Annotated in this window: 24 protein-coding genes; 15 read left to right on the forward strand and 9 right to left on the reverse strand. The window is 43.6% G+C overall.

Annotation, left to right across the window (positions count from 1 at the left end; all coding sequences use genetic code 11):
- Nucleotides 1-160 precede the first annotated feature (160 nt).
- The 7 genes from HXN26_RS02050 to HXN26_RS02080 form a co-directional block, all read right to left on the reverse strand.
- Entirely contained in the window at nucleotides 161-496 is a 336-nt protein-coding gene (locus tag HXN26_RS02050) for a DUF2149 domain-containing protein (RefSeq protein ID WP_025000690.1), read from the reverse strand.
- A 3-nt stretch (nucleotides 497-499) separates the two neighbouring features.
- Nucleotides 500-1,096, reverse strand: coding sequence for a MotA/TolQ/ExbB proton channel family protein (locus HXN26_RS02055; RefSeq protein ID WP_273158386.1), 597 nt, complete (start codon nucleotides 1,094-1,096; stop codon nucleotides 500-502).
- A gap of 248 nt (nucleotides 1,097-1,344) precedes the next feature.
- Entirely contained in the window at nucleotides 1,345-2,043 is a 699-nt protein-coding gene (locus HXN26_RS02060) for a hypothetical protein (RefSeq protein WP_025000692.1), read from the reverse strand.
- 7 nt (nucleotides 2,044-2,050) lie between these two features.
- A complete protein-coding gene (locus HXN26_RS02065; RefSeq protein ID WP_273158387.1) occupies nucleotides 2,051-6,595 on the reverse strand; it encodes a cobaltochelatase subunit CobN in 4,545 nt (1,514 codons plus the stop codon).
- A 206-nt stretch (nucleotides 6,596-6,801) separates the two neighbouring features.
- Nucleotides 6,802-9,024, reverse strand: a complete 2,223-nt coding sequence (locus tag HXN26_RS02070; protein ID WP_273158388.1) for a TonB-dependent receptor — start codon at nucleotides 9,022-9,024, stop codon at nucleotides 6,802-6,804.
- A gap of 211 nt (nucleotides 9,025-9,235) precedes the next feature.
- Complete coding sequence (locus HXN26_RS02075) at nucleotides 9,236-9,910, reverse strand: HmuY family protein (protein ID WP_273158389.1); 675 nt, start codon at nucleotides 9,908-9,910, stop codon at nucleotides 9,236-9,238.
- Between the two features lie 205 nt (nucleotides 9,911-10,115).
- Nucleotides 10,116-10,247, reverse strand: a complete 132-nt coding sequence (locus tag HXN26_RS02080; RefSeq protein ID WP_273158390.1) for a hypothetical protein — start codon at nucleotides 10,245-10,247, stop codon at nucleotides 10,116-10,118.
- Between the two features lie 113 nt (nucleotides 10,248-10,360).
- Here HXN26_RS02080 and HXN26_RS02085 point away from each other — a divergent pair, with 113 nt between their 5' ends.
- From HXN26_RS02085 to HXN26_RS02095, 3 genes are all read left to right on the forward strand, one after another.
- Nucleotides 10,361-10,984, forward strand: a complete 624-nt coding sequence (locus HXN26_RS02085) for a hypothetical protein (protein ID WP_273158391.1) — start codon at nucleotides 10,361-10,363, stop codon at nucleotides 10,982-10,984.
- Between the two features lie 197 nt (nucleotides 10,985-11,181).
- A complete protein-coding gene (locus tag HXN26_RS02090) occupies nucleotides 11,182-11,835 on the forward strand; it encodes a hypothetical protein (RefSeq protein ID WP_273158392.1) in 654 nt (217 codons plus the stop codon).
- A 108-nt stretch (nucleotides 11,836-11,943) separates the two neighbouring features.
- Nucleotides 11,944-12,621, forward strand: coding sequence for a hypothetical protein (locus tag HXN26_RS02095; RefSeq protein ID WP_273158393.1), 678 nt, complete (start codon nucleotides 11,944-11,946; stop codon nucleotides 12,619-12,621).
- A 117-nt stretch (nucleotides 12,622-12,738) separates the two neighbouring features.
- Here the strand turns inward: HXN26_RS02095 and HXN26_RS02100 are convergent, their stop codons facing one another.
- Nucleotides 12,739-13,254 (reverse strand): HutD family protein, encoded by a 516-nt coding sequence (locus HXN26_RS02100; protein ID WP_273158394.1) that lies wholly within the window; start codon nucleotides 13,252-13,254, stop codon nucleotides 12,739-12,741.
- A gap of 208 nt (nucleotides 13,255-13,462) precedes the next feature.
- On the opposite strand from HXN26_RS02100, the gene HXN26_RS02105 reads away from it, so the two are divergent.
- On the forward strand, nucleotides 13,463-13,822 hold the full coding sequence (locus HXN26_RS02105; RefSeq protein ID WP_273158395.1) for a hypothetical protein: 360 nt from the start codon (nucleotides 13,463-13,465) through the stop codon (nucleotides 13,820-13,822).
- A 451-nt stretch (nucleotides 13,823-14,273) separates the two neighbouring features.
- Complete coding sequence (locus HXN26_RS02110; protein WP_273158396.1) at nucleotides 14,274-15,098, forward strand: type 2 periplasmic-binding domain-containing protein; 825 nt, start codon at nucleotides 14,274-14,276, stop codon at nucleotides 15,096-15,098.
- 539 nt (nucleotides 15,099-15,637) lie between these two features.
- Here the strand turns inward: HXN26_RS02110 and HXN26_RS02115 are convergent.
- Nucleotides 15,638-15,763: a hypothetical protein gene (locus tag HXN26_RS02115; RefSeq protein WP_273158397.1), complete on the reverse strand. Its 126-nt coding sequence runs from the start codon at nucleotides 15,761-15,763 to the stop codon at nucleotides 15,638-15,640.
- Between the two features lie 424 nt (nucleotides 15,764-16,187).
- Between HXN26_RS02115 and HXN26_RS02120 the strand changes: the two genes are divergently transcribed.
- The 10 genes from HXN26_RS02120 (at nucleotide 16,188) to HXN26_RS02165 (ending at nucleotide 26,277) form a co-directional block, all read left to right on the forward strand.
- Nucleotides 16,188-16,934, forward strand: coding sequence for a hypothetical protein (locus HXN26_RS02120; RefSeq protein WP_273158398.1), 747 nt, complete (start codon nucleotides 16,188-16,190; stop codon nucleotides 16,932-16,934).
- Nucleotides 16,935-17,341: 407 nt separating this feature from the next.
- On the forward strand, nucleotides 17,342-17,692 hold the full coding sequence (locus tag HXN26_RS02125; RefSeq protein WP_273158399.1) for an NADH-quinone oxidoreductase subunit A: 351 nt from the start codon (nucleotides 17,342-17,344) through the stop codon (nucleotides 17,690-17,692).
- On the forward strand, nucleotides 17,683-18,558 hold the full coding sequence (locus tag HXN26_RS02130; RefSeq protein ID WP_273158400.1) for an NADH-quinone oxidoreductase subunit B: 876 nt from the start codon (nucleotides 17,683-17,685) through the stop codon (nucleotides 18,556-18,558). Before HXN26_RS02125 ends, HXN26_RS02130 begins: the two co-directional genes overlap by 10 nt.
- Before the next feature lie 15 nt (nucleotides 18,559-18,573).
- Nucleotides 18,574-20,148: an NADH-quinone oxidoreductase subunit D-related protein gene (locus HXN26_RS02135; RefSeq protein ID WP_025000702.1), complete on the forward strand. Its 1,575-nt coding sequence runs from the start codon at nucleotides 18,574-18,576 to the stop codon at nucleotides 20,146-20,148.
- Nucleotides 20,149-20,200: 52 nt separating this feature from the next.
- On the forward strand, nucleotides 20,201-21,295 hold the full coding sequence (nuoH, locus tag HXN26_RS02140) for an NADH-quinone oxidoreductase subunit NuoH (RefSeq protein WP_273158401.1): 1,095 nt from the start codon (nucleotides 20,201-20,203) through the stop codon (nucleotides 21,293-21,295).
- A gap of 37 nt (nucleotides 21,296-21,332) precedes the next feature.
- Nucleotides 21,333-21,866 carry a NuoI/complex I 23 kDa subunit family protein gene (locus tag HXN26_RS02145; protein WP_025000704.1) on the forward strand — a complete coding sequence of 178 codons (534 nt, stop codon included), beginning with the start codon at nucleotides 21,333-21,335 and terminating at the stop codon, nucleotides 21,864-21,866.
- A gap of 16 nt (nucleotides 21,867-21,882) precedes the next feature.
- The gene (locus tag HXN26_RS02150) at nucleotides 21,883-22,422 is read left to right on the forward strand and encodes an NADH-quinone oxidoreductase subunit J family protein (RefSeq protein ID WP_025000705.1); all 540 of its coding nucleotides are present in this window, start codon (nucleotides 21,883-21,885) and stop codon (nucleotides 22,420-22,422) included.
- Nucleotides 22,419-22,727 carry an NADH-quinone oxidoreductase subunit NuoK gene (gene nuoK, locus HXN26_RS02155; RefSeq protein WP_025000706.1) on the forward strand — a complete coding sequence of 103 codons (309 nt, stop codon included), beginning with the start codon at nucleotides 22,419-22,421 and terminating at the stop codon, nucleotides 22,725-22,727. The genes HXN26_RS02150 and nuoK overlap by 4 nt, the downstream gene beginning before the upstream one ends.
- Nucleotides 22,728-22,736: 9 nt before the next feature.
- Entirely contained in the window at nucleotides 22,737-24,761 is a 2,025-nt protein-coding gene (locus tag HXN26_RS02160) for an NADH-quinone oxidoreductase subunit 5 family protein (RefSeq protein WP_273158402.1), read from the forward strand.
- A gap of 4 nt (nucleotides 24,762-24,765) precedes the next feature.
- Nucleotides 24,766-26,277 (forward strand): complex I subunit 4 family protein, encoded by a 1,512-nt coding sequence (locus HXN26_RS02165; RefSeq protein ID WP_273158403.1) that lies wholly within the window; start codon nucleotides 24,766-24,768, stop codon nucleotides 26,275-26,277.
- Nucleotides 26,278-26,280: the final 3 nt, after the last annotated feature.

Consider the following 26,280-nt stretch of genomic DNA (forward strand, 5'->3'; position numbering starts at 1 on the left):
AGGTTTCTCGGCTGCGGGGCTTCGTGTGTTTTATATTTTGAAAGTAATGTTGCTGTGGGGTACTTTCTACTTGAAGCAAGCGTAAAAGGCTTCTTTTCGGACTGTCGCTCGGCAGGTTATGCCCCGTTCAGAAATTGCTTTTGTAGTGTGCTAAGTACGTTTATTCATCGGGAATGTAAATGATTTCGCCATTCTCCAGCTGATAAGCGGTACCCACTTTCTTGCCTTTGTTGCTCGATTTAGCGTCTTGATTCTTCGAAGGAGTATAGCGATCGATTTGCTTTCCCTTCTTTGAGATAATCTCCATGTTATCCTTTCCAGGGTTCTTTACTACGGTAAAGTCTTCCGTACTGAACATTTCGGTCATCTTATAGTGGGTTACCAGTGCTACCATCAGGGCGACGGCAAACACCATTGCGGCATCGAAGAGGTTGCTAACAACGCTCATTGGGTCGTCGTCCTCGTCGTGGCTGAGTCTAATCTGTCGTCTTCTCATAACTTATTTGCTGCGGTTTTCGTCCAACATATCGGCAATATAGTTCAGCGCACCCATATCTCTGCGGTACCAACGTTGGCGAACCGACTTAACAACGAAGCCTACGCCACCTGCAAAAAGACCGATAACGGTGGTTGCAAACGCCACTTGCATGTTGTAAGCCATAGACGCTATGTCGCCAGAAGAAAGGCCAACGAGCGCTGGACCCATCGGTATGAGGGTTCCCATCAAGCCCAACATTGGTCCCATCTTGGTAAACATCTTGGGTGTTTCAAGCTCGCGCTCTATCATACACTCGTACTCATCGAGCAGGAAATTGACCTTTGCAGGGCTGTTTCTATGCTCCATCATCTTCGAAATGCACTCCGCTACTGGCAATTTGCCCTTCGGTAAGCGGTCGGCAAGGGTTGAAAGGTTGTCTGCCGACAGCTCTTTTACCTCCTTATGCAGCAGGGTTCCGCTCTGACGCATGGTGAGATACTGACTGAAGAAGCCTCCTAATAGAAGCAGCGAACGTAGAAAAAAGAAAATGAGAATAAGGATAACGGGTACAAGAAGTCCCGATGATATCCAGTAAAGAATGTCTGTTATGTAATTCATAATTTAATGTATAGTTTTTAATGACGTTTGTTTTGGTCGATTTTAAAGCTACTTTTCAGGGACTCTGCAGGCGTTCCTACTCTTCTCCTAAGCTGCTTTTCGTTTGTGTTGTAATTGTTCTTGCTCGATGTTAAAGTTATGATTATTGGATAATCGTGTTGTGCTTATTGAGCAGGAAAACTATCATCGTTTGACATTGAAGCTTGTAACGTAGGGAGAAATCACTACTTTCAGCCGCTGACAAGTCTTTAATTCATTTGCTGAATCTGCTTTCTGATGTGCCTACGCTGCCACACCATACCCACAAAACCGAAGATTGCAACCAGCAAGAATGTACCTCCGAGCGCCTCAAGGTTGGTGTTGTCGGTTCCTACCACTGCTGTTTTGCCGTTCACGGTAGCCACTATGCCCATCAAAGCAATCAGTATATTGCAGAGAAAGAGTAGCTCTAAGCGCAAGAAAGTCTCTGGAAGAAGTCGTTTAACAAGGTATGTGAGCAACGGAATGGCTATGAAAAAGACTGCACCGAGCGACCAAGCGATGAGCGAAAAGTCCTCGCCAGGGAACGCAAAGATGGTTTCTACAAGTATGCCGAACATCATTGGCACGATCATAATGCCTGGGAAGAAACGCAAAAAGGCATAGAGCCAACGGGCTTTGCGCCCAATTCGACCCGCCACCTTCACATCGGCAGCCAACAAACAGAACGCCATTGCCAACAGAACATCTATGTTTAGCAACACCGAAATATCGCGAACTAAGTCTGTATTGGCCAGCCAAGCAGCGATTTCGGTAGACGATTGCAAGATGGCAACACGCCAAGCCAAACCTGTAAAGACCATTGCTGCAACGGCAGTAATAGCGATTTGCAGATTACGAACAAATGTCTGTTTCAGCAAAAAGCTGAAACAGACAAGTATAAATAGTAGAAGTACTATCGTTTCCATCGTATTCTTATTCCACAGGGGTATTGCGACGACGACGTACAACAAATACCAACAAGCCAATAAGAAGTACTACTGCACCTCCCATAAGGAGACCTTTGCTGAGCAATGGTGAGTGTTGTTCAACCTTTTGCGACATGTCTTCGCGCTTCATCACCGTACCCTTGTCGTTGTTTGCAACGGCATTGCGCACCTTTTCAACCTCTTGTTTGTACTCGTTGCCTTGCTTTTCTTCCACCTTAGAGGCGATAAAGTTACGCAATTTGGCGTTATCGGTAACGAAAGCAGAGCCCGATGGCTTGTATTTCTTTACCAATTCCACGTGCAACTTGGCTATATCAGCCACCTGTTGAGGCGTTGCTTTCCACATTCCCTTGCGTACTGTCTCGAGCATAACGGCTGTTATCTGCTGCAAAGCTGCTGGGTTCTTCTGCTCAAAGAAGTCTTTCGTGCCAAGATTGTACTTGTCTTTCACGTAGACTTGGTATATATCGTCCCACAATTCCTTATCTATGGCCTTCGGTTTCATTACGTTCCAGCCGTAAGTATTCTCTACTACCTCTGCAAAAGAGCCTGCTGCGCTTGCTCCACCCTTCATTTTCTCCTTAATATATACAGGGTTTAAAATGGTGGTACGACTTTCAACGCCTATCGCTTCCTTCACTTCTTGCATGCGAACGTTATGCGTATTGCGGTAATCGCTTAGGTAAGCATCAGGGTCTTTGCCCGTTACTTGACGCACAGCGAGGTTCAATCCGCCCATAAACTCATAGACATGGTCAAGACTTAGTGCGCCCCACGTGTTGCTTTGGCGTGGCTGTACCACAACATCAGTGCGTGTTAGGGCTGCCTCGAAAGCATACTTGTCGTACTGTTCCCAGTCTTTCTCACTGCCATAGAACGTTCCCATGTTGTTAATATAGGTGTTTGCGATGTCCTCTTGCTTCTCCCAGCGGTCGCCACTCATTACCATTTCCTGTATACCAGTGCCATAATTGCCGTTCATACCGCCGAAAATGCGTTGCGAAGCAAGCTTGCGCGCTTCCTTAGGAGATACTCCTTTCTCTGTAAGATGGCGTTCTGCCTCCTTAATACCGATTGCAACTTCGTTCTCAAAGGCCTCATCTTTAGCGTTAGCTGCCATCTCTACCGCTTTATTTATGAGGAAAAGACGCGACGCCGCAAGGTCTCTGAGCTGTCCAGAGGTCTGTACTACAACGTCAATACGCTTTCTTCCCAACTCTTTAGAGGGGATTAAGCGAAGGTCTGTAACGCGTCCGAACGAGTCACGGATAGGTTCTACGCCCAGCATATAGAGCACTTGGGCTATGGTAGCGCCTTCGGTCTCGATGAATTCGCCGCTCCAAAGCGTGTAACTTACCTTATGTGGCATCTCGCCATTGTGGCGACGCTTGTACATTTCAATGGTATTTTCCGCCAACTGCTTACCCTTTTCCCATGCTGCCTCGCTTGGAGTAGCTTCTGCATTGATACCAAATAGGTTTCTACCAGTAGGCAATGTGTTTGGATTAACGATTGGGTCGCCACCTGGCGATGGTGCTGTGTAGCCGCCATTCATTGCATTTATGATGCTCTCGAGTTCGTTTTTAGGACTCATGATAAGGTATCCTTTGTACTTACCGATACTCTTTAAGGTGCGTTCAAGTTCTCTAACAGCGAAAGCGAAAGCCTTATCTTCTTTGCTATACGACTTTTTCTTGTCTTTCATCATAGCAGCCATGTCTTTCATTTTTTTCGAAGACATGCCCGACATTCCCTTCGGTGGCATTCCCGACATGGCTTTTCCATGTGCCGCTTTAGCTTCGGCTGGCATGCCTTTGCCCATGTTTGCAGGTTTCTCACCCATTCCAGCAGGTTTCTTACCCATACCTTCTGGCATCTTACCGCCATGTGCTGATGGTGGCATACTACCGTGTGCGCCGTGCATTGCGTGGCCTTTTGGCATGTCTTTGCCCATACTTGGCGGCATCTTACCGCCGTGTCCAGCAGGCGGCATGCCTCCTTGCTTACCGTGCATCGCATGGTTTTTCGGCATTTCGTGGCCCATTCCAGCAGGCTTTTTGCCCATTCCAGCAGGCATATTACCCATACCTTTAGGCATTCCCATGCCCGCAGGCATACCGTTTCCGCCTTTGCCTTTCTTTCCCATTCTGCCCATTCCCATCATCATTTTCATCATATCCGATGGAGCGGTGAGGTCTTCGAATATCTTATGCGCACGTTCAAGGTCGGCTTGTGATAGGTTTCCTACCTTGCAAACGTAGGCATCTGTTACCTCCGAAGCGTTTCCGATGAGCGACTGAACGAGTGCTTTTGCAGGATAAAGGTAGCGGCTGTTGAACTCAGAGCGATGTTTCAGCAACGCTTCGGTAGCATTTCCACGTACCTTATCAAGTGTAAATAGCGAGTAAGCCACAGGGTCTGTGCACATTTCTACTATACTACTATTGATTCGTTCAGCCTCGTATGGCACGCCTAAGGTATATAATTGTCCTGTAATCTTCTCGTTTGAGAGTTCTTCGGCGAAGTTATCGATGCGTGTTATCTCCTCTTCTGTGTACGGACGAGACATGATGCTATCGAGACCGAGGTCGCGATGGTAGCCCAAACGCACTACAATAGCCTTTATGGCAAGCGATGTGCGTTGCAATAAGTTTTTGTCTTTGCCGATGTTTTGCATGTAAAGCTTCAGCTTTGAAGCCAGTTCGTTATGCGTTCCACGTACTCCGCTCTCCATGAAAGGCGGTGTAAGGTACGACTGTAGACCTGCATACGAGCGGCGTTTAGCTATGAGTCCTTCGCCCACATTGCCTATCGTATAAAGGTAGAAGTGCGGTATTGTACCCACTAAGCGGTCTGGCCAGTCGAGATTACTGAGTGCAACTTGCTTCTTCGGAGTAAATTCGAGGCTGCCGTGTGTACCGAAATGAATGAGCACATCAGCCTTAAAGCCATACTGTGTCCACAGATACGAAGCGATATAAGTATGTGGTGGTGCAGCATCGGTACCATGAACGATTTGAAAAGCATTATCCCCTTTGCCCGCAGCTATCTGCGGTAGCAACACAACATTACCGAACTGCACTCGCGCAACAGCCAGTTTTCCGTCTGGAGTTGCCATGAACTCGCCAGGGAACTCGCCGTTTGCCTTCACCACTTCTTGATATTTTTCTGGTCGGAGTGTCTTTTTCACCCAACTATCGTATTCGTTTTTGCTTACCAGTGCAGGGTTTCCGTTCTTCATAAAGTCGTCGAACGCACCCTTAGCGTATAGGTTGAACACCGAACCTTGCTTCTGAATGGCTTGCATAAGCGCCTCTGGCGAGTCTGGAAGCCCTGCTACATTGTAGCCTTCTTGCTTCAAACGTACCAAAAGATTATAGAGCGAAGGTCCTACTTCCATGCCTCCTGCCGTCATAGCGTTCTGTCCTGGTCCTTTATAATAGTAGATAGCGACACGCTTTTGGCTATTTGCTTTATGCTTTAAGGCTATGTAATTGTTTACGGTTTGCACGAAAGTGCCCAATCGTTCGGGCATTGGTGCAACGTATTCGAGGTCGTCTTTGCCTACATAATGGGCAAAAAGAGCGTACGGACGCACTGCTCCGTCAATCTCTGGAGTTACTACGCTTTGAGAAAGGAAGCCTCCGCTCATGCCCATCTTGTCGTTTTCCCACTTCTTTTCAAGCGTATTCACATTCAGCGGAGCGAACAATGGCACATTAACGCGCTTCAAATAGTCGACAAAAGCGTCTCCTAAGCGTCCGTGCGCCATGTTAATGATGGCCGAAACAGCCACGCTATCAGCGTGATTGTCCTCTACAAAGCGCTGAACAGAGTTCACTGGGTACACCACATTGCCTGTTTTCTCGAGTTCGGCAATCAGTTCTTTAGGCTCACCCATAGACCCTGTAACGATAATAGAGGGTGCATTGTCTTTCCAAAGTCCCTTTTCTTTGAGGAATTTTGTATATTCTGCGAGCGAATTGAACTGCTTATCCTCGTCGTCGGGGCGGCTTGGGTCGGCATGATATAGTAGTCCGAGCACGCGTTCTACCACCTTTCCTGGTTCGGGAGCATAGATAATCTTCTTGTCTATGTTCTTTCGCACGTAGCTAAGCAGGTTGTGATAGTTCTCGCGACCGCCGTTGTCGATGTATGCTTTCAGTTCTTTTGCATCGGTAGTATCAATCGAACAGAAGTCGTTGTCGGGGTTTGTAATCATCGTACTCACCACAGGCGTTCCGCCTTTCATGGCTTTTTCGAGTTCGGCACGTTGCTCTTCTGTGAGTCGTAGGCCCATTGCCTGAACGAAAACCATATCGTAGTCGTCCACCTTTGCCATGTCTTCAGCCGATAGATTCTCTATTTTAACAAGCGGATTGTCGTTAGAACGAGAGATCTGACCGAGGGTAATGGTTTGATAATTCACAAAGGCTATCCTGGTAGTGGATAGCCATTTACACCATACACCATAGCCAACGAGCAGCAATGCTACTACGGCAACGATGATAAGTAGTCTTTTTTTCTTCATTATGTAATTAAACTTATTTTCTTATATAGATTGTGTCGCTCAACGAAAGGCTTTTTATACCTTTTGTGCAAAGGCGTTGCAGCGGCGGTATTGTGGCTCGGCAGTAATGTTGCCGAAGCCTTGCAGCAAGCATGTTGTGGCGGAACAGCGAGGGTGCAGCCACCTTGCGCTGTGGTCGTACTATCGTTTTAGTTTCCCGTCGATGCTTATTTTCCGAACAAATCGGATAGGTTTACGCCTACAGTAAGTACGAAACTGATGCCGTTGAGTGGCAGTTGCACGTCTGAATCAGACGCTTTGTCGCGGTAATTGAACAGGTTGTCAATCATGAAACCTACGTTAATGCCTCGTGGAAGTTCTGAACGGAGGTTGAGCGAACATATTGTTCGGGGGTCGTAAACGTAGCGAATGTAAGCGTTTTCCTTTGAATCGAATGAGTAACGGGTTATGCGTGACATCCATTGACTACTGAAAGCGATGGACTCTGTAGTCTTTCCGAACTTGTGTTTGTACGTTGCGTTGAACTTAGCGGTGTGGGGACGAATCCACGATTGGTTAAATCCGTCGCGCACATTGTAGTCGTTAATGTAGGTGTAAGCACCCATTAAGCGAAGTCCGCATTGCATTCTGTAGTTCAAAGTTGCCTCCAATCCCGTTGTCCTAACGTTTTTGGAATTGACGTATCGCATATTTAAGTTCACTCCAGGCGATACATATTCGTAAGTAATTTTGTTTCGGAAGCGGTTGTGGTAAGCCGATAACGAGAGGTTGAAGCCCCCGTAGTCATATTCCATAGAAGCCGAAAGTTGACTTCCGTATTCTGGTTTCAGGTCCTTATTACCATATATTATTATCATGTTTGCCATGTTAAACTCTTGGTAAAGTTCCTTTAATGTAGGAATACGATAGCCCTGTGAGTAGCCCGCACGGAAGGTAAGATGTTCGAATGGGCGGTAAAGAGCCGAGATTTTCGGTGTGAGATGGAAGTTGAAACGCTGTCCTTTGTCGCCACGCAAGCCCACTACTACATTAAGCCTGTCGTTAATTCGCCAATCTTCCTGGGCGCAAAGCGAGAACTGCGATGTGCTTACCATGCCCGTATCCTTCATCATATAGTGTCTTAAACTTTCGTGTACACCTTCTACTCCTACATTGAATGTGTGACGACCGAAGGTTCCTGTATAGTAAATACGGGCGCTATGGTTGGTGTTGTTGTACACTTTTTCGACGAGTTTCACAAGGTCGTAGTCGTCTTTCTTGGCATAGTTGTCGAACGTGTACGAGAATGCGAGACCATTATTTGGGTTGATTTGCCAGTTTGTTTTACCACCAATAACGAGGTCTTCATATCGTTGATGATAGCGACGGCCAAAGTATGTGGGGCGAGTATTGGCATAGAAAGTTCCAAAAGCCTCCGCTGTGAGGTGGTCGTTGAAGCGATAACGGAAGCGCTGACCTACGTCGAATATCTTATATCCATATACTGGCAGGCTCTGGGGCTCTGCTTCTTCTTCAGTAATCTTGCCGTTTCTACCAATCTGTTTTATGGTTTTTCCTTCTTTATCCTTTACCCAATAGGTGTTGCGATGGCGGTATCCAACTGACGTTTGCGCACTGAAGCGGTTGCGGTTGATACCTACTTGCAACGAATAACTCTCTCCGTTGTTGCCCGCATAGCGTGAATTGAGCTGCACATTAAGCGGACGTGCGGTCTTTTTAGTAATGATATTGATGACGCCACCAATGGCGCGACTATCATAAAGGGTAGATGCTGCACCGCGAACTACCTCTACTCGTTCGATGTTATCGACGTTAATACGACTGAAATCGATATTATGGTCGGAGCCTTCGCCGCTAATTCGTTCACCATCAATGAGGAAAAGAACCGACTTACTGTCCATTCCTTGATAGTTAATGCTGGTGGTTTGGCTCATGTTATTGTAGTAAAACTGTATTCCTGGTAGCGTATATTCCAAGAGAGTATTAAGGTCTACGGGGTTCACCGTCTTTATTTCTTCCTGCGAAATAATGCGTGTAATAACGGGAACGTCTTTCAATGGTTTCTCACTTCTTGAGCCAGTAACCACTACTTCCTCCATGTTTGTGTTGCTGGGTATCATCTTTATCGTGAGCGAAGGGTGTCCTGTCGATGGTACGCGCAACGTTCTTGAAGTATAGCCCATGCACGATACATGGACCGTATAAATCTTATCGGCACCAAAAGGAATGGTAAACTCGCCCTTGCTGTTGGTTCCTATCACAATGTTTGTGCCTTCTACTTTAAGTAAAGCACCTGCCAACGGCTCTTCAGAATCTACGTCTATCACCTTTCCAGATAGCGGATAGCCTTTCTCAGGTGGGATATTGTCTCCGTAAACAGTAGCAAACGATACTGTCAGAAGAATGATAAAAATAAGTAGTTTCTTCATTTTAATGAAGCATTGATGTGACTAAGTTAAAGTTATTTGCTCTCCTTTGTATGGACAGGATACGACGTTAGTTCCTCGTTCGAACCTTTGCCGTCTTTCCCTTTAGCATTGTTTTGAGTATTATGTACAGATTAGCGATAAACACAGGGATTGGTTTTTTCCGCTGTATTTATCGCCGAGGGAGTTACATATTACTCATACTATGGTATTACTATGGCTTTTTTACAAACTTATAGTCGAAGCTTACTACCTTGTTTTTACCTGTTTTGTCTAAGTAATCCTTAAACAAGATGTAGGCTTGGTTACCGTTTTTGAACTTAACAGCAAACACTTTGTCGCTTATAATCTTTGGTTTGCCCATGCCAGTGCTCTTCGCCCACTTCGCCATTTCTTTATTTAGCATGGTCTTAGCTACGCCCATAAGACCTCCGGGCTTCATTGCTCCAAGCTCAACGAATATCTCTGCTGGTGTGTCGGCTACGTAGTTGCCTTCAGGAAGTGCAGTTATATTGCTCAAACTTGTTTGGTCTGTCATCAGCACTTCGCCGTTATTGGTGCGTACATCAGTAATGTGGAATGCCAAATCCCACTTCTTTGGTAGGTCGTTTTCTGTACCTTTGGCAGCTTCTGTACGTTCTACTGTGTAGTCGGTCATAGTCGAATACTTGCGATATTCGCGTGCTCCGAGTTCCTCTTGCTGCTCAAATTTACCCGATTCGAGGTCTACATAAATCCAAGAATCATAGCCTGGCATCGTTGTTTCGAAGTGCTTTATAGCTGTAGTACCTGGAGTTGGGGGTACGATAGGGTCATCGTTGTTTTCTTTTCCGCACGATGTAAAGAGGAGAGTAGCAAGACATGCTACTGCAAAAAACTTTGTTCTCATTGTTTTATAGATATTTATTGTTATTTATTTAAATATGTTGTTTGAACTCTTATTGCTTATTTATTTAGGCGATTGCAAAGATAGAAAGAAACAAAACTCTACACAATACTTACTTTTCGTGATTTTTTTATGATGCAAAATCAATTTTTTTACCCACAAGTAAGTAACATTTTAGGGGCTATTTGCTGAAATATGAGAACAATACCTAATTGTTATGACAATACAGGAGCGATACAATACCCACCTTCTTGTACTGACAATGGTGGGCAGGAGACACACGGAGAGCTGTTTTTACAACCTTTATTATGGTTTTACATCTGCTATTTGGCGATTTCATCTTTTTTGTGTAAGTTTGCAATGTAATATAACAAGGGGTGTAAGCGGACTCTTACGACCGTGCGCAACCACCTTATTTATAATATATAATCGTAAATATAAAAACTCCTTACCATGCATATTGAGTTTAGAACATTGGTGTTATTCCTCTTTTTTATAGTCTTTCTTAACAACCTTTTCTGCACTATAACGTTGCTACCAAGGGCAAAATTCCAAGATGGAAATGCACGAATACGTAGCCTTATAAAGGCTTCCCTCATTATTTTATCGCCTGTTTTCACGGTCATCTTATTTCAATATATAGACACCGACACTACTTTCGGAAAGTTCTTTGCTTGTGGTTTATACGTTATTATACCTATATGTGTGGCTATTCACTTCGTAAGTAGCTTGCTTCAGCTTAAGAAATGGAAACGAAAATATCCCGATTATGCTTGTATAAGCTTCCAAAACAAAGAGTCGTTCTTTAAAGGTCATCGCATCGTAGTGTTGTCGGTGAACGGCTATTCAGAAGGTAAGGGAATTGTACAATGGGTGGGAAATAACTGTTTAGTACCACCAGGCGACTGCAATATTCACATTAAGGTGGTGTCAGTTCCTGACTCTCGCTTTGAAGGCTCAAAGGATTTGTATGCTGATGCAATCATGGCAGAACTACAAAAGCGAGGCAACTACGTTATAGTAGATAACTATCAGGAGAAGAAAATAGAACTGATTGCCTTGCCTCCAAGGGCATAAAGGAAGGGTAAAGTTCGTTTTTTGCTTCTGGAAACAACACATTGGGCAATTCATTTATCTTTTTAACGCATCGCTTTTCAGATTCAATTATTTTGTATAAGTTTGTATCTTCTTACGGAAAATGTGGGGTTTATCGTTGTTTTACAACGTCCTTTGGTCTTCTTCCATTAGTATAACATCGTAAAAAAAATAGTAACATGGATTCATTTCTTCTATCGATTATCCTTGTAATATTAGGCTGTGCAGGAATCTGTTTGGTCTTTGCCATCTCGTTAAAACAGCTTCCTAAGAATCTGTCTCAGCACGAAAAGTACATGAAAAACAAGAAAAAGCTGATGAAATACAGCATCTTTATCTTCATTGTCATGGATATAACGATTTTCGTTGGTTGCTTTGAACTCCTGGGAAAGAACTTCATTTATCTTGCGCTCATCTTCTTTTTACTTGTCATCGTCTATGCTTTTCTGGCCTATCAGGCACGAATTGCACCTTGGATAAGGGTATTTAAGAGCAATGTTACCATCAGATTTGATAACATACTCAGTCCGCATAGTACGCACAAAATAGTGCTTTTGGCAGTTGATGGCGTACCAGAAGGTAGAGGTATAGTTACGATAGAAGAAGCCAACAAAGTAAATATTACGGCAGGTTTCCACCACTTTCAATTCATGGTAGTAGAGGAAAGCGATGGCCGAAGCAATGAAGATGCAACGGCTTTGTTCCACGACGAGATAAAAATAGAACTACAACGAAACGAGCTTTACATAATGGAAGAAGACTTTGAGCATAAGAAACTGGCCATGACTCCTATGTCTAAGCTCATTCAAAAAAACACTTTGAACAATTCATAATCACGCTAACAAATTCTTTGCACACTCGTTTGAGCCCTTCGACAAGAAGAGAATGCTCTGTTACAGAGTTGAAAAGGAAATAAGATAAGTACTAAACAAATATAAGATATGGATTCTATGCAAGCACAAATATTGATTTTTTTGATCATTTTTCTTGGCATTTTCGGGACCTTCATAGCGGGTGTTAAGATGTTACCACAGAACGCTCACCAAGAAACAGACTCGAAAGAACGACTCATGTTGATAGTTTCTTACAATGCTTTCATCATCATTGGCATGCTGTCTATATTTCTTGAAACGTTCGATAACATCGTTTGTCAGGTGTTATGCATTGCCTTACCCATTGCAACCTTACTTGTTGCATGCTTCGTTTTCGGTAAATTCTTTCTGAGAATTAGGGAGTGGAAGCGTGCAAACCCAGAGTTTGCGACGTTGTTTTTCAAAGAAGAAACAGGCCATTTCCTTAAGCATGACATCATCATCATATCGGTAGATGGCGCTCCTAAAGGCACAGGTGTACTGTATTGGCAGAATTATAAGTGCATGATAGCACCAGGAAAGCACCACATTAGACTTAAAAGCAGGGAGATAATAAGAAGAAGAACAGGAGAAGAGATGGTCTTTTTTGTACAAGATATAAACATCGAGCTGCTGAAAAACGAGGAAGTTCTTATCTCCGAAGACTCACAAAACAGTTGCTTACACATTCGTTCTCTGAATAAAGAGTGCCACCAAGGTAGTGCCGAAAATATACGAAACTTCTATTGGACCGATATAACGGTGTAGGCATGGGGGCTGCAATGCGTTGCAACTGCTGTTGTTTTAGGGTTTAAAAGGGATTGACAGGAACCTTAGGAGCAATAGATCCACCACGAAAGCAACCTACTTTTTCGCAGCTATCCCCTACTCTGCAAAGCGTGCAATGGCTGCTTTTCCCTTTAGTGCGAAAGGCTTTTCGAGGGTAGCAGTGTCGTATTTGTTAATCTGTTTGCCGTCTATGGTAATGTCTTCGAGTGCAAATACCACCGTTTTACGGCTATCGCTGAAGCTCGCATCGTTCACAATGGCCACCTCAACAGATACTCCATGTCGCACAATAATATTGAAATCGATAGCGCCCTTGCTATTTTCAGAGCCCACCTTCTCCTCTCCTTCAAAGCAAAAGAGTTCGTTATGCGATAGCGGAATGCGTGTTCCGTCCTTCAAAAGTGTTATTTCGCCCTCCAAAGGAAGTATGTAACGGGTGAAACCAGAGAAGTCTGAGAAATCGCTTTCGGTTAAATCGATGATTGCAGACGATATTCTAAGGTCGAAACGGCGTGCCGATAAGTCGCCATCGGCAGGACTAATGAATATCTGTCGTGTGGTTCCGCCCTTCCACGTAGTAGTCTTATATTGTGCTTGCGTTGTTATTTCCATGTTTTCCGAAGCCTTTATTTATTTGTATTTCTTAGTTGTTTTAACGCTGCAAATATATGAATTTAATTCCGAAATTCCTTCCTTTTCGTTGTGATAATTGCTGTGTGGGCATGGCGAAACTGCACAATGGATTTGGAGGTATTAACGAAAAGTGGTATATTTGCAGTGGAAACGCAAATGCCAATAAGTATTTTTTAAACAGCAACTGATGGGAAGAAACAAGTTTTCGGAAGGCGAAATAAAGGAAATAGCAAAACTCTTGCGACTTAAAAATGCTGGGAACAGACACCAGCAGAAACTCGTGCGCCACGACTTAAGGGTGGATTACGAGTTTAATATCTCCGATTTCAACCAACCGGGAAAGGCGTTCGGCGAAGAAGATCTGAACGATGCAATACGCCGTGGAGCCATTGTTATTCTCGACGACAAGACCATTGCTGACATGAAAGCCAAACGCGCACGCGACAAAGAACGCGACATGGCACAACAAGAGGCCAACGCTATTGCCAGCGGAGAGGCTACAGACTGGAAAGAAGCCCTAAGAGAATGGGAGGAACTAAACCAATAATGCGCTCGCAAACAAAGCTCATGGCAACACGCTAACCTGCTGTTGGCATCGCAACACTATAACAAAGCCACTTTTAAGGTGGCTTTTTTTATGCTCCTGAACTTCGTCATGATGCCTATTTATATAAGGTGTAACGCTGCCATACTTACCCTAACGCTGCATCAACCACGTTGGTAAACCGCTTGATACAAACCCTTTCTCAACATTATTTCACTAAAAAAACAAGCTGAAATATTTGGAACTAAGCCGTAAACACACTATTTTTGCGAATGTAATATGGCAGTTTTCTATCAACTACCTTGTAGGATAGCTACCTCGCATAAAGGTTTTCAGAATACGCTATACTCATTAGCTTTATATTAAACAAATCTGTTTCATCACTTAAATGCCCGCGTCTCCGATACGGCATGGCTCCTAAAAGCGAGTTACAACAGGGAGGCAAGACCTAAAAATGAGAAAAAATCTACTTAAAAACACTTACGTTACCATTGCAATTCTTCTTGTTTCGTTGTTCGCAATGCCCACTACGACAAAGGCACAGATGGCATTCGACCTCGCAATAGCGGGTAGAAAGGTTACTCCAAGTAACTGTAACGACCTCACAGTGCTTGATGGTGTGGCAGGAAAGGTAAGTTTCGACCCCAACGAAAACGTACTTACACTGGAAGACGCTACCATAGAAACAGAGGGAAACGTTAACGCTATCTATTCGAAAATTGAGGGATTGACCATTAAAGTAATCGGTACCAACAAACTAACATCGGACAAAGCCGTACTTACTGCCATGAAACCGCTCACCATTACAGGCGGTGGAACACTGAATGTGGAGAGCCAAAAGGACTGCGCTTTGTTTGTTTACCTTACCGAACTTACCATTGACGATTGCACAGTGAACGCCAGAAGCAAGGCCTACGGCATTGCTGGAGGCGATGGTTCAGCCGAAAAACTCATCATACGCAATGCCAATGTTACTGCCGAAGGCACCGAAAGCGGTTCTATTCGCGACCTTGCCGAACTGGTTTTGATAGGCTCTAAAATAGAGAAACCAGTAGGAGCGGCTTTCGATGCAGCCGAACACTGCGTGGCACTCAACGGAGAAATGGTGAAAGCAGAGGTGATTATAAAGAAAGACCCCACTGCCATCAGCACGCCAAAGACCGACAAGAAGGTGGCAAAAGGTACACATACGCTCAGCGGCGTGCGTGTTTCGGACAATCTGAACAGCCTTTCGAAAGGCGTGTACATCGTGAATGGCAAGAAGGTTGTAAAGCAATAAGTAGCCACAGACGCATATTCTGCAGGGCGTAGGAGCCAATTCATCGCGGCTTTTTTACCTAAGCTGTTTCTTTCTAAAGGTTTTTCCAAGGCGTTCTATGGTTCAGAAGGATTATAGAATTCTTGGATAGGGCCGCGATAATTTGGCTTCTACACCTTGCAAAAAGTATGTGGAAAGCAGGCGGAAACGCTACAGCTACATTGTAGGAACTAAACGAAAGCGAGTTGTTTCATAGACTGAAACAACTCGCTTTATGTTTTATTGCAACGCAATACATGGTGCAAAATCTTGTTATAAAAGTGTAAAGATTTTGCAGGAAGCACCATACCGCATAACCATTTCATTATCAACGCCTTGCAATACCCATTGTTTTGCATTGTGAAAGGGCCTGTTTTGCGCAGCAAAAGAGCCTATATTGCAGTTCAAAACAGGCACTTTTGCAACGCAAAACAAACTTCCTCGTTTTTCGCATGTACTTTCTTTACAAAATCGGGGCAGTTTTATCGCTTTCCGATAGAACTTTTTTGTGATTTTATCAACTATGGTTTGATGATTACCTTTCCACTCTTTTGTCCTGCAGCCACCTCTTGCAGGGCCTCTGTTGCTTGCTCAAGCGAATAGACATTGCCTACTTTTGGAATATTAATCTGGCTATGAAGACACATGATTGATGATATATGCGAGTGCCATTTTGGCAGTAATAAAAAACTGTTTGGCACGCAATTTGTGTTTAAACCGATGAAGATATAAAGTAAAAAACTGCTGATAACAATATGGCAGACGCATTCAGGATAAGTAAAAACAATGTTGTCTGTTAGAAAGCGGACAACAAATAAAGACAGCACTCAACCAAAACACATTAAAAAAGAAAACAAAACGAGCACTTAACCGCAAGAAAACACAACAGAAAGATAGTAGTTCTACAACCTCGTAAATATTCTGTAATCGACTTGCTTGGGCAAGCCAATTACGTCAAAATTACGAGGTTATGCAACTGAAAGTGTTAAATGTTTGTATAATTTTCATAAAAAAGCATACGGATTTGTATTATTTTTTATATCTTTGCAACTAATATAACAATATATAGGTATGACAAAGGCTTTTATTTCAATATTCTTCCTTTTCGCAATAACTACTGTCGGTTATGCACAAAATACTGTTACCAGTCGCATGAAAGTGAAGGGTTATTTCGATAATGACGACCATAAAGATAAGCTAACTTACAAGTATAAGACTGTTGTTTCCGAAGATGAGAGCGGCGATTTAGACGATTTGACAAAGTCTGCAGAGGTAGATGGCAAGATAAAACTGAGCAGAGGAGCGACTCTAAACTTCACTGATTCAGTTGAATTCGAGGGCGGAAGAGTAAACGCACTGACATATTCGTCGCCTCAACCAGGTATTATCATTCGCTCGGTATTAGAGAATAGCGGCAGCCACGTTACTGAAGAGTGCAAGTATTATGTGTATGACAGCAAGTTTAACAACTGGTTCCTATATAAGAAAGGTGTATATAAGCAAGAGCCAGGAGATAATATTTCTGTCAATTTGACTTATTATAAAAAGCTACAAGATGGGTTTATTGGACCTGGAAAGCGCGTGATTAACGAACCATTCACTGACCCTATGTTGGAAACTAACACGCTTGAAAGTCTCTGTAAATACTATTCTCGCAAGAAAGCGACCCTCGAATACGAAGGATTTGTGCGCTGTATTGATGTATTAAACAATATTGATAAAAAGGCAAACAAAGAAGGAATTCGCCAGCTTGCTAATCTTTTAAAGAAACATTATCCAGGCTGGGCCAAATGCGTAGAGGCTGGATACTTGAAATAAACACTTGTTTTAAATAAACGATAGGGCTAATATGCCCTCGAAAAAAATAAAAAAAGCAACCCAAAAAGTTGCTTTTTTCTTTTTTAATCCCCCCATTATCTGCCCTCGTTTCCCTAACTTTTTTCAGACTTCCTAGTAACTCTAGTACAACTAGAATCCCTAAAACCACACACCTCCTAGTAACTCTAGTTCCACTAGGATCCCTATCTTCTTAATCTTATAAGCCCTCCCCGCTCCCCATTCCACCCAAAATCAAACAATAATTTGCAAAGTTGGGGTTACAAAAAGGCTACTTTTTTTATCTTTTCCTTGCACCATTAATAATTAATTTTGTATCTTTGCAATCGTTTAAGATATCTTATGCATTAACATTTCAGATGTAATATTATTATAGCTATATAAAATTTATGCAGTTTACACTTTTAATCACCGTCTTCGTAACGGCCGCCTTCTTGGTTCTTGCAGCCTATATTACTGCAAAACTCTTAGGCCCCCGTTCTTACAATCCGACGAAAGGTGAACCTTACGAGTGTGGTATTCCAACCTATGGCACATCTTGGTTGCCAATGCACGTGGGCTACTACTTGTTCGCAATCCTTTTCTTGATGTTCGACGTTGAGACTGTTTTCCTCTATCCATGGGCGGTAGTGGTGAACACTTACGGCGTTCTTGCATTGGCAACTATTGGATTCTTTATGTTGGTGTTGGTTTTTGGCCTCGCTTATGCTTGGCGGAAAGGAGCGCTTGAATGGAAATAAGAAAACCGAAAATAAAGGCTATGCCTTACGATGAGTGGAAGGATAATGACACTCTCGAGAAGATGGCAAACGACCTGAACGACGGAGGAACAAACTTAGTATTGGGAAATCTCGACCAGCTTATTAACTGGGGACGAAGCAACTCGCTATGGTCTTTAACCTTTGCAACATCTTGTTGCGGTATCGAATTCATGGCGGTGGGTTGTGCTCGCTACGATTTCTCTCGCTTTGGATTCGAGGTTACACGTAACTCTCCTCGTCAGGCTGACCTTATTATGTGCGCTGGCACCATCACAAACAAAATGGCTCCTGCACTAAAACGTCTGTACGACCAGATGGCAGAGCCTAAATACGTGATCGCTGTAGGCGGTTGCGCTATCTCTGGTGGTCCTTTTAAAGATAGCTACCACGTTATGCGCGGTATCGACGAGATTATTCCAGTAGACGTTTATATCCCTGGCTGCCCTCCACGCCCCGAAGCTATCATATACGGAATGATGCAATTGCAACGTAAAGTAAAGATAGAGAAATTCTTTGGAGGCGCTAACCACAAGCAAACAGCTGAAGAAAGCTTGCTCGGAAAGAGCAACGAGGCGCTCATCTTCGAACAAAAGCTCGGCATTGTGGCTGAAGAAATAAAGGAAAAACGCGAGGCTGAGTTTGCAGAAAGCCTAAAACCTGCACCAAAACCAGCTCGACCAGCTGCTAAACCTGCAGCTGAAGCAGCACCTAAAAAGGATACTATCGTTGTAGATAAACCTGTAACGAAAGAAGATGTAGAAAAGTTAGGAAAGGAATTGGATAAGCTAAACGAAACAGAAGCGAAACAAGAACCTACCGACAACAATACAGCAGCTAACCAATAAATAAGGTACGGAAAAATGAAATTAGAAAACAAAGAGTTTGGTTTTGAGCGTTTTGCCGACGAAATGGCAAGACTGAAAAAGGAACAGCATTTCGACTACCTTGTAACAATAGTTGGAGAAGACTTCGGAACTGAAGAAGGTCTTGGCTGTATCTATATTCTTGAAAATACGAAAACCCACGAACGCTGCTCTGTAAAGCAACTTGCAAAGCAGGTAGATCAAGAGTTTGTCATACCATCGGTATTCAATCTATGGGCTGACGCTGACTTGTTGGAACGTGAGGTTTATGATTTCTTTGGCATAAAGTTCCTCGGTCACCCCGATATGCGTCGCCTTTTCCTAAGAAACGACTTCGTGGGCTACCCACTTCGCAAGGACTATGACATGGACCCAGCGAAGAATATGTACACCACAGAAGACGACATCGAACTGGATACTACCAGTGAATGGAATCTAAATGCTGACGGCAGACTGACGGAAACAACTCATAAGTTGTTCACTAACGATGAATTTGTGGTGAACATCGGTCCTCAGCACCCATCAACACACGGTGTATTGCGTTTGCAAACAGTGCTTGACGGTGAACACGTTAAGCGTATCTATCCACACCTCGGCTACATTCACCGCGGTATTGAGAAGATGTGCGAATCGTATACATACCCTCAAACACTCGCATTGACTGACCGTATGAACTATCTCTCGGCTATGATGCACCGTCACGCACTCGTTGGTGTCATCGAAGAGGCTATGGGAATAGAACTCTCGGAACGTATTCAATACATTCGTACCATCATGGACGAGTTGCAGCGTATAGACAACCACTTACTCTATACATCATGCTGTGCACAGGACTTGGGCGCTCTCACAGGTATGCTCTATGGTATGCGCGACCGCGAACACGTGCTGAACGTGATGGAAGAAACTACTGGCGGACGACTGATTCAGAACTATTATAGAATAGGTGGACTACAAGACGACATTGATCCGAACTTTGTTGAAAACACCAAGAAGCTTTGCAAGTATCTCAGACCGATGATACAAGAATACCTTGATGTGTTTGGCGACAATATCATAACACACCAACGTTTCGTAGGAATCGGTACTATGAACGAAACAGACTGCATCAGCTACGGTGTAACTGGACCTGCAGGACGTGCAAGCGGCTGGAGTAACGACGTACGTAAGCACCACCCATATGCTGCATACGACAAGGTAAACTTTGATGAAGTGGTAATGAATGGTGGCGATTCTATGGACCGTTACTACTGCCACATAAAGGAAATGTATCAGAGTCTCGATATTATCGAACAGCTCATCGACAACATTCCAGAAGGCGAATTCTACATTAAGCAGAAGCCTATTATCAAGGTTCCAGAAGGACAATGGTACTTCTCTGTTGAAGGAGCAAGTGGCGAATTTGGCGCATACCTCGATTCAAGAGGAGACAAGAGCGCATATCGCTTGAAGTTCCGACCAATGGGATTAACCTTGGTAGGCGCTATGGATAAGATGCTGAAGGGTCAAAAGATTGCCGACCTCGTAACAACAGGTGCTGCACTCGACTTTGTCATTCCCGACATCGACCGCTAAAGCTAAGAGAGAAACAATATAAAAGTAATGAATTAAGAAATAAATCATATACATGTTCGATTTTAGTATAGTAACAAGATGGTTCGACGAGCTACTAAGGAATACTTTGGGGCTTGGCGATTTCGGTGCCATTCTTATCGAGTGTGTGGTAGTAGGACTCGCCATCATCATTGGTTATGCCGTGCTTGCTATCATTCTAATTTTCATGGAACGTAAGGTTTGTGCTTACTTCCAATGTCGTATCGGCCCTGTTCGTGTTGGTTGGTGGGGTACACTTCAAGTGTTTGCCGACGTATTGAAAATGCTTATCAAGGAAATCTTCACTGTAGATAAAGCTGATAAACTGCTTTACTATCTTGCTCCTTTCCTGGTAATTGCAGCGTCTATAGGTACATTCTCGTTCCTACCATGGAACAAAGGTGCTGCCGTACTTGACTTCAACGTTGGTATCTTCCTTGTAACTGCCATCAGCTCTATCGGAGTACTCGGCATATTCATCGCTGGATGGGCAAGTAACAACAAGTATTCTGTGCTCTCAGCTATGCGTGCAGCCGTTCAGATGATATCTTACGAACTCTCTTTGGGTATCTGTCTTATCTCTGCCGTAATACTTACTGGCACAATGCAAATATCTGGAATCGTAGAAGCTCAGACGGGTCCATGGCAATGGCTTATATTCCAAGGTCATGTACCAGCACTATTAGGCTTCCTCGTTTTCTGCATTGCAGGTAACGCAGAGGCTAACCGCGGTCCGTTCGACTTAGCTGAAGCAGAAAGCGAACTTACTGCCGGCTATCATACAGAGTATAGCGGTATGGGCTTCGGATTCTACTATTTGGCAGAATACCTTAACCTTTTCGTGATTTCAGGACTTGCCACAACCATCTTCCTCGGAGGTTGGGCACCTATCAATATTGGTATAGAAGGCTTCGATGGCCTTATGAATAACATTCCAGGCATCGTTTGGTTCCTCGGAAAGACCTTTGTTGTAGTATTCCTTCTTATGTGGATACGCTGGACATTCCCACGTCTTCGTGTAGACCAAATACTTAAACTGGAGTGGAAATATCTTATGCCACTCAGTCTTATCATCTTGGTACTCATGACTGTATGTGTGGCATTCGGTTGGACATTCAAAGTCGCATAAGAAAACGTAAAGTAGAAATTAAGAATTCAAAATTCTAATGGAAAATAAAGAATCATATTTCGGTGAAATAGGAAATGCTTTTAAAACATTGGCTACTGGTTTGAAAACAACCATGAAAGAATACTTCACGCCAAAGTCTACTGAGCAGTATCCTGAAAACCGTAAGACAACACTCCATGTGGCAAAACGCCACCGCGGACGTTTGGTCTTTAAGCGTGATGAAAGCGAGAACTACAAGTGCGTATCTTGTCTTATGTGCGAGAAAGCATGCCCAAACGGCACTATTCGTATAGCAAGCGAAATGCGTGAAGACCCCGAAACTGGTAAGAAAAAGCGCGTATTGCTGGACTATCAGTACGATCTCGGCGACTGTATGTTCTGCCAATTATGTGTAAACGCTTGTAACTTTGATGCTATTGAGTTTACAAACGACTTCGAAAATGCTGTTTTCGATCGTTCTCAACTCGTTCTACATCTGAACGAAGAGGTTTACAAAGGCGGCTCATTACCTAATCTTATAGAGGGTGGTGCAGAATGGAAAGTTGGAACATTTAACACTAAAACCAAATAAAAGAAGGAGATAAAGTATGGCTAAATTAATTGTGTTTGCGATTTTAGCAGTGGTAATACTTGCTTCAGCAGTATTCTGCGTGTCTACAAAGCGCATCATGAGAGCTGCAACAGCATTGCTGTTTGTACTCTTTGGAGTAGCAGGCCTTTATTTCCTGCTTGACTATACATTCCTCGGTGCTGCGCAAATCAGTATTTATGCTGGCGGTATCACTGTAATGTACGTATTTGCAATCCAGTTGGTAAGCAAGCGAACGCTTCAAGGTTTGTCTGAAAGATGGCTTGGAAAGCGCACTCTTCTTGCTGGTCTCATCTCGTTGGTGGGCGTTGGAACCGTTTTAGGAGTATTCTTGAAGAACAAAATCTTCAGCGAATTAGTTTCAACAAATGCACCAAGTAGTGAAGTCTCAATGGAAGTTATCGGTAAGAATCTTATGAGTGCTGACAAGTATGGCTACGTATTGCCATTCGAGTTTATCTCTATTTTCTTGTTAGCTTGTATCATTGGTGGCTTGGTTATCTTGAATAAACAGAAAAAAGAGGAGGTAGAAGAATGATACCAGTAGAATATTTTTTCGTCCTTAGTGGACTATTGTTCTTTATTGGAGTCTTTGGCTTTGTAACTCGACGCAACCTTGTCGCAATGCTTATCTCCATCGAGTTAGTTCTCAATAGCGTTGACCTTAACTTTGCAGCATTCAATCGTTTGCTCTATCCAGAGGGGTTTGAAGGAATGTTCTTCACCATTTTCTCTATTGGAGTGAGTGCCGCTGAATCTGCAGTAGCGTTAGCTATAATTATTAATGTTTACCGACATCTGCACAGCGACCAGGTGAACAGTATTGAAAATATGAAATTATAAGAAAAAGTTATGTTTGATTACGCATTTTTGATACTTCTTCTACCTTTCTTAAGCGCAATCCTTTTGGGATTGGCAGGTATGAAGATGCCTAAGCCGGTGGCAGGTTTCATCGGTACATGCATGTTGGGCGTGCTTTTTGCCATGAGTCTCTACACGGCCTATCAGTATTTCTTTTACACAGGAGAATATACTGCAATGGGACAGACTTTCAACGTTGTAGATGGTCGTTTGGCAAGTGGCGTATACCCCACTGTAACTGTCTTTAACTTGACATGGTTGAAGTTCTCTGAGTTATTGACATTTAATATTGGTTTCCGTTTGACTCCTATCAGTGTAATGATGCTTGTCGTTATAACCACTGTTAGCTTTATGGTTCATATTTATTCGTTCGGTTATATGGCTGAGCGCGATAAGAACTATAAGTTCGAAGAGTATGAACATGGTTTCCAACGTTTCTATGCCTACTTGTCATTGTTTACAATGTCTATGTTAGGTTTGGTTGTAGCGACAAACGTTTTCCAGATGTATTTGTTCTGGGAGTTGGTGGGTGTCTGCTCTTATTTGCTTATTGGATTCTACTATCCAAAGCACACAGCAGTGCATGCAAGTAAGAAAGCCTTCATCGTTACACGCTTTGCCGACTTATTTTTCCTCATTGGTATTTTATTCTTCAGCTTCTATGTCAAGACCTTCAACTTCGATTTGTCGATAGATGCAAGTTTGGTAGAACAACTTAAGAGTGTATACAATAATCCAGAAACAGCTTGGGCAATTCCTACAGCATTGTTCCTTATGTTCATTGGTGGTGCTGGTAAGTCAGCCATGTTCCCACTCCACATTTGGTTGCCAGACGCTATGGAAGGTCCAACACCAGTATCTGCGCTTATTCACGCTGCTACCATGGTTGTTGCTGGTGTATTCCAAGTAGCAAGTTTATTCCCAATCTACATTCAGTTTGGTGCTATCGAGCAACTTCATTGGATTGCCTATATTGGAGCGTTCACCGCTTTCTATGCTGCAGCCGTAGCATGTTGTCAGCGCGATATAAAGCGTGGTTTAGCGTTCTCAACTATTTCTCAGATTGCCTACATGCTCGTTGCGCTTGGTGTTTGCTATGCGCTTGATAACGAAGAAGGCGGTTTAGGCTATATGGCTTCAATGTTCCACTTGTTCACACACGCTATGTTCAAGGCGTTATTGTTCCTCTGTTCTGGTGCCATTATCGTTATTATTGGCAGCAACTTCAAGGAATACATGGGCGGATTGCACAAGTATATGCCGATAACCAACGCTTGTTTCCTCATTGGTTGTATTGCAATCAGTGGTGTTTGGCCACTTGCAGGTTTCTTCTCTAAGGACGAAATCGTGAGTGCTTGCTTCCAATTCTCTCCCGCTTTGGGTTGGTTTATGACCTTAGTATCAGGTATGACGGCATTCTATATGTTCCGTTTGTACTACGTTATCTTCTGGGGCAAATCATATTACGAGGAAGATCCAGAGAACAGACGCCGTCCACAGGAAGTTCCTTTCGTTATGTGGGGACCGTTAGTATTCCTTGCTATCATTTCAATCTTTGCAGGTTGGATTCCTTTCGGTCATTTTGTTACAGCGACAGGTCAAAGTGCTGACATTCACTTACAGCACTTCCACTTCACGAGTGTAGCTTGGTTCAGTCTGTTGGCAGCAGCCATCGGTATTTCACTTGCTACATGGATGTACATGCCTAAGAACAATCCTGTAGCCGACAAGCTTGCTAAAAGCATGCCAGGACTCCACAAGGCAGCTCTCAACAGATTTTATATTGATAACGCTTGGCAGTTCTTTACTCACAAGATAGTTTTCCGTTGCTTCTCTATTCCTATCGCTTGGTTCGATCGTCAAGTAATTGATGGTACGTTCAACTTCCTTGCTTGGGGAACCCAAGAGGCAGGCGAGAGCATTCGTCCTTGGCAGAGTGGCGACGTTCGCCATTATGCAATATGGTTCATTACCGGAACTGTGGCTTTAACATTAGTAATACTTTGCTTGATATAAAGAGATGAGTTGGATTTTAACAATATTCGTAATAATCCCCGTACTGATGCTTTTTGGCCTTTGGGTCGCTAAGAACGACAATCAGGTACGCGGTGTGATGGTAGCAGGAGCCTCTGCTTTGCTCATTGGTGCTATATGGCTTACCGTCTATTTTGTTCAACAGCGCGAAGCCGGAAACACCGATACGATGTTATTGGCAAACTCTGTAATGTGGTTTAAACCCTTGAACATCGCCTTCGCAGTGGGTGTTGATGGCATATCAGTCGTTATGATTTTACTGTCGGCAATCATTGTTTTCACTGGAACATTTGCCAGTTGGCAACTTGAGCCAATGAAAAAGGAATACTTCCTTTGGTTCGTTTTACTTTCATCAGGTGTATTCGGTTTCTTTATTTCAACCGATATGTTCACCATGTTCATGTTCTATGAAGTGGCGTTGATACCTATGTACCTCCTCATTGGTGTATGGGGAACAGGTGCAAAGGAGTATTCTGCCATGAAACTAACCCTTATGTTGATGGGTGGTTCAGGCTTACTCATCTTCGGTTTCCTTGGTATTTACTACTTCAGTGGTGGTTCTACGATGGACGTTATCGAGTTAGCGAAGATGCACGCAATGTCGAAAGAAGTTCAAAACATCTTCTTCCCATTCGTATTCATAGGCTTTGGTATTCTCGGAGCGTTATTCCCATTCCACACATGGTCGCCTGATGGTCACGCTTCAGCCCCTACTGCAGTGTCAATGCTCCACGCAGGTGTATTGATGAAGTTGGGAGGCTACGGCTGTTTGCGCATTGCAATGTTCATTATGCCTGATGCTCTTGAGATGTGGGCACCTGTTTTCCTCATTCTCACAACCGTTTCTGTTGTATATGGTGCGCTCTCTGCCTGTGTACAAACCGACTTGAAGTACATCAATGCCTACTCATCGGTTTCTCACTGTGGTATGGTACTCTTCGCATTGGTAATGACTACACAGACAGCCATTACAGGAGCAATCCTCCAAATGCTCTCTCACGGTTTGATGACAGCATTGTTCTTTGCCTGCATTGGTATGATTTACCATCGCGCAGGAACCCGCGACGTACGCTATCTTGGTGGTTTGATGAAGGTAATACCATTCCTTGCTGTTTCATACGTAGTAGCAGGTTTGGCTAACCTCGGTTTACCAGGCTTCTCAGGCTTCGTTGCCGAGATGACCATCTTCGTAGGTTCGTTCGAGAACGCAGGTACTTTCCACCGCATTTGTACACTCGTTGCGTGTACATCAATCGTTGTAACAGCAGTATATATCCTTCGTGTTGTGGGCAAGATATTGTTCCAGACCATTCCAAACCAGAAGTTCTACGAGCTTCACGATGCTACTTGGGACGAGCGTTTCTCTATTGCAGGCCTCATTTTCTGTGTAGCTGGTCTTGGACTTTTCCCTCTTTTCTTCGAGGATATGATTATTGATGCAGTGGCTCCTATCTTCGACCACATCATTGCATACGTTCCACAATTAGGTAATCTTTAATAA

Source organism: Prevotella aurantiaca, assembly GCF_015262605.1.
GTDB lineage: Bacteria > Bacteroidota > Bacteroidia > Bacteroidales > Bacteroidaceae > Prevotella > Prevotella aurantiaca.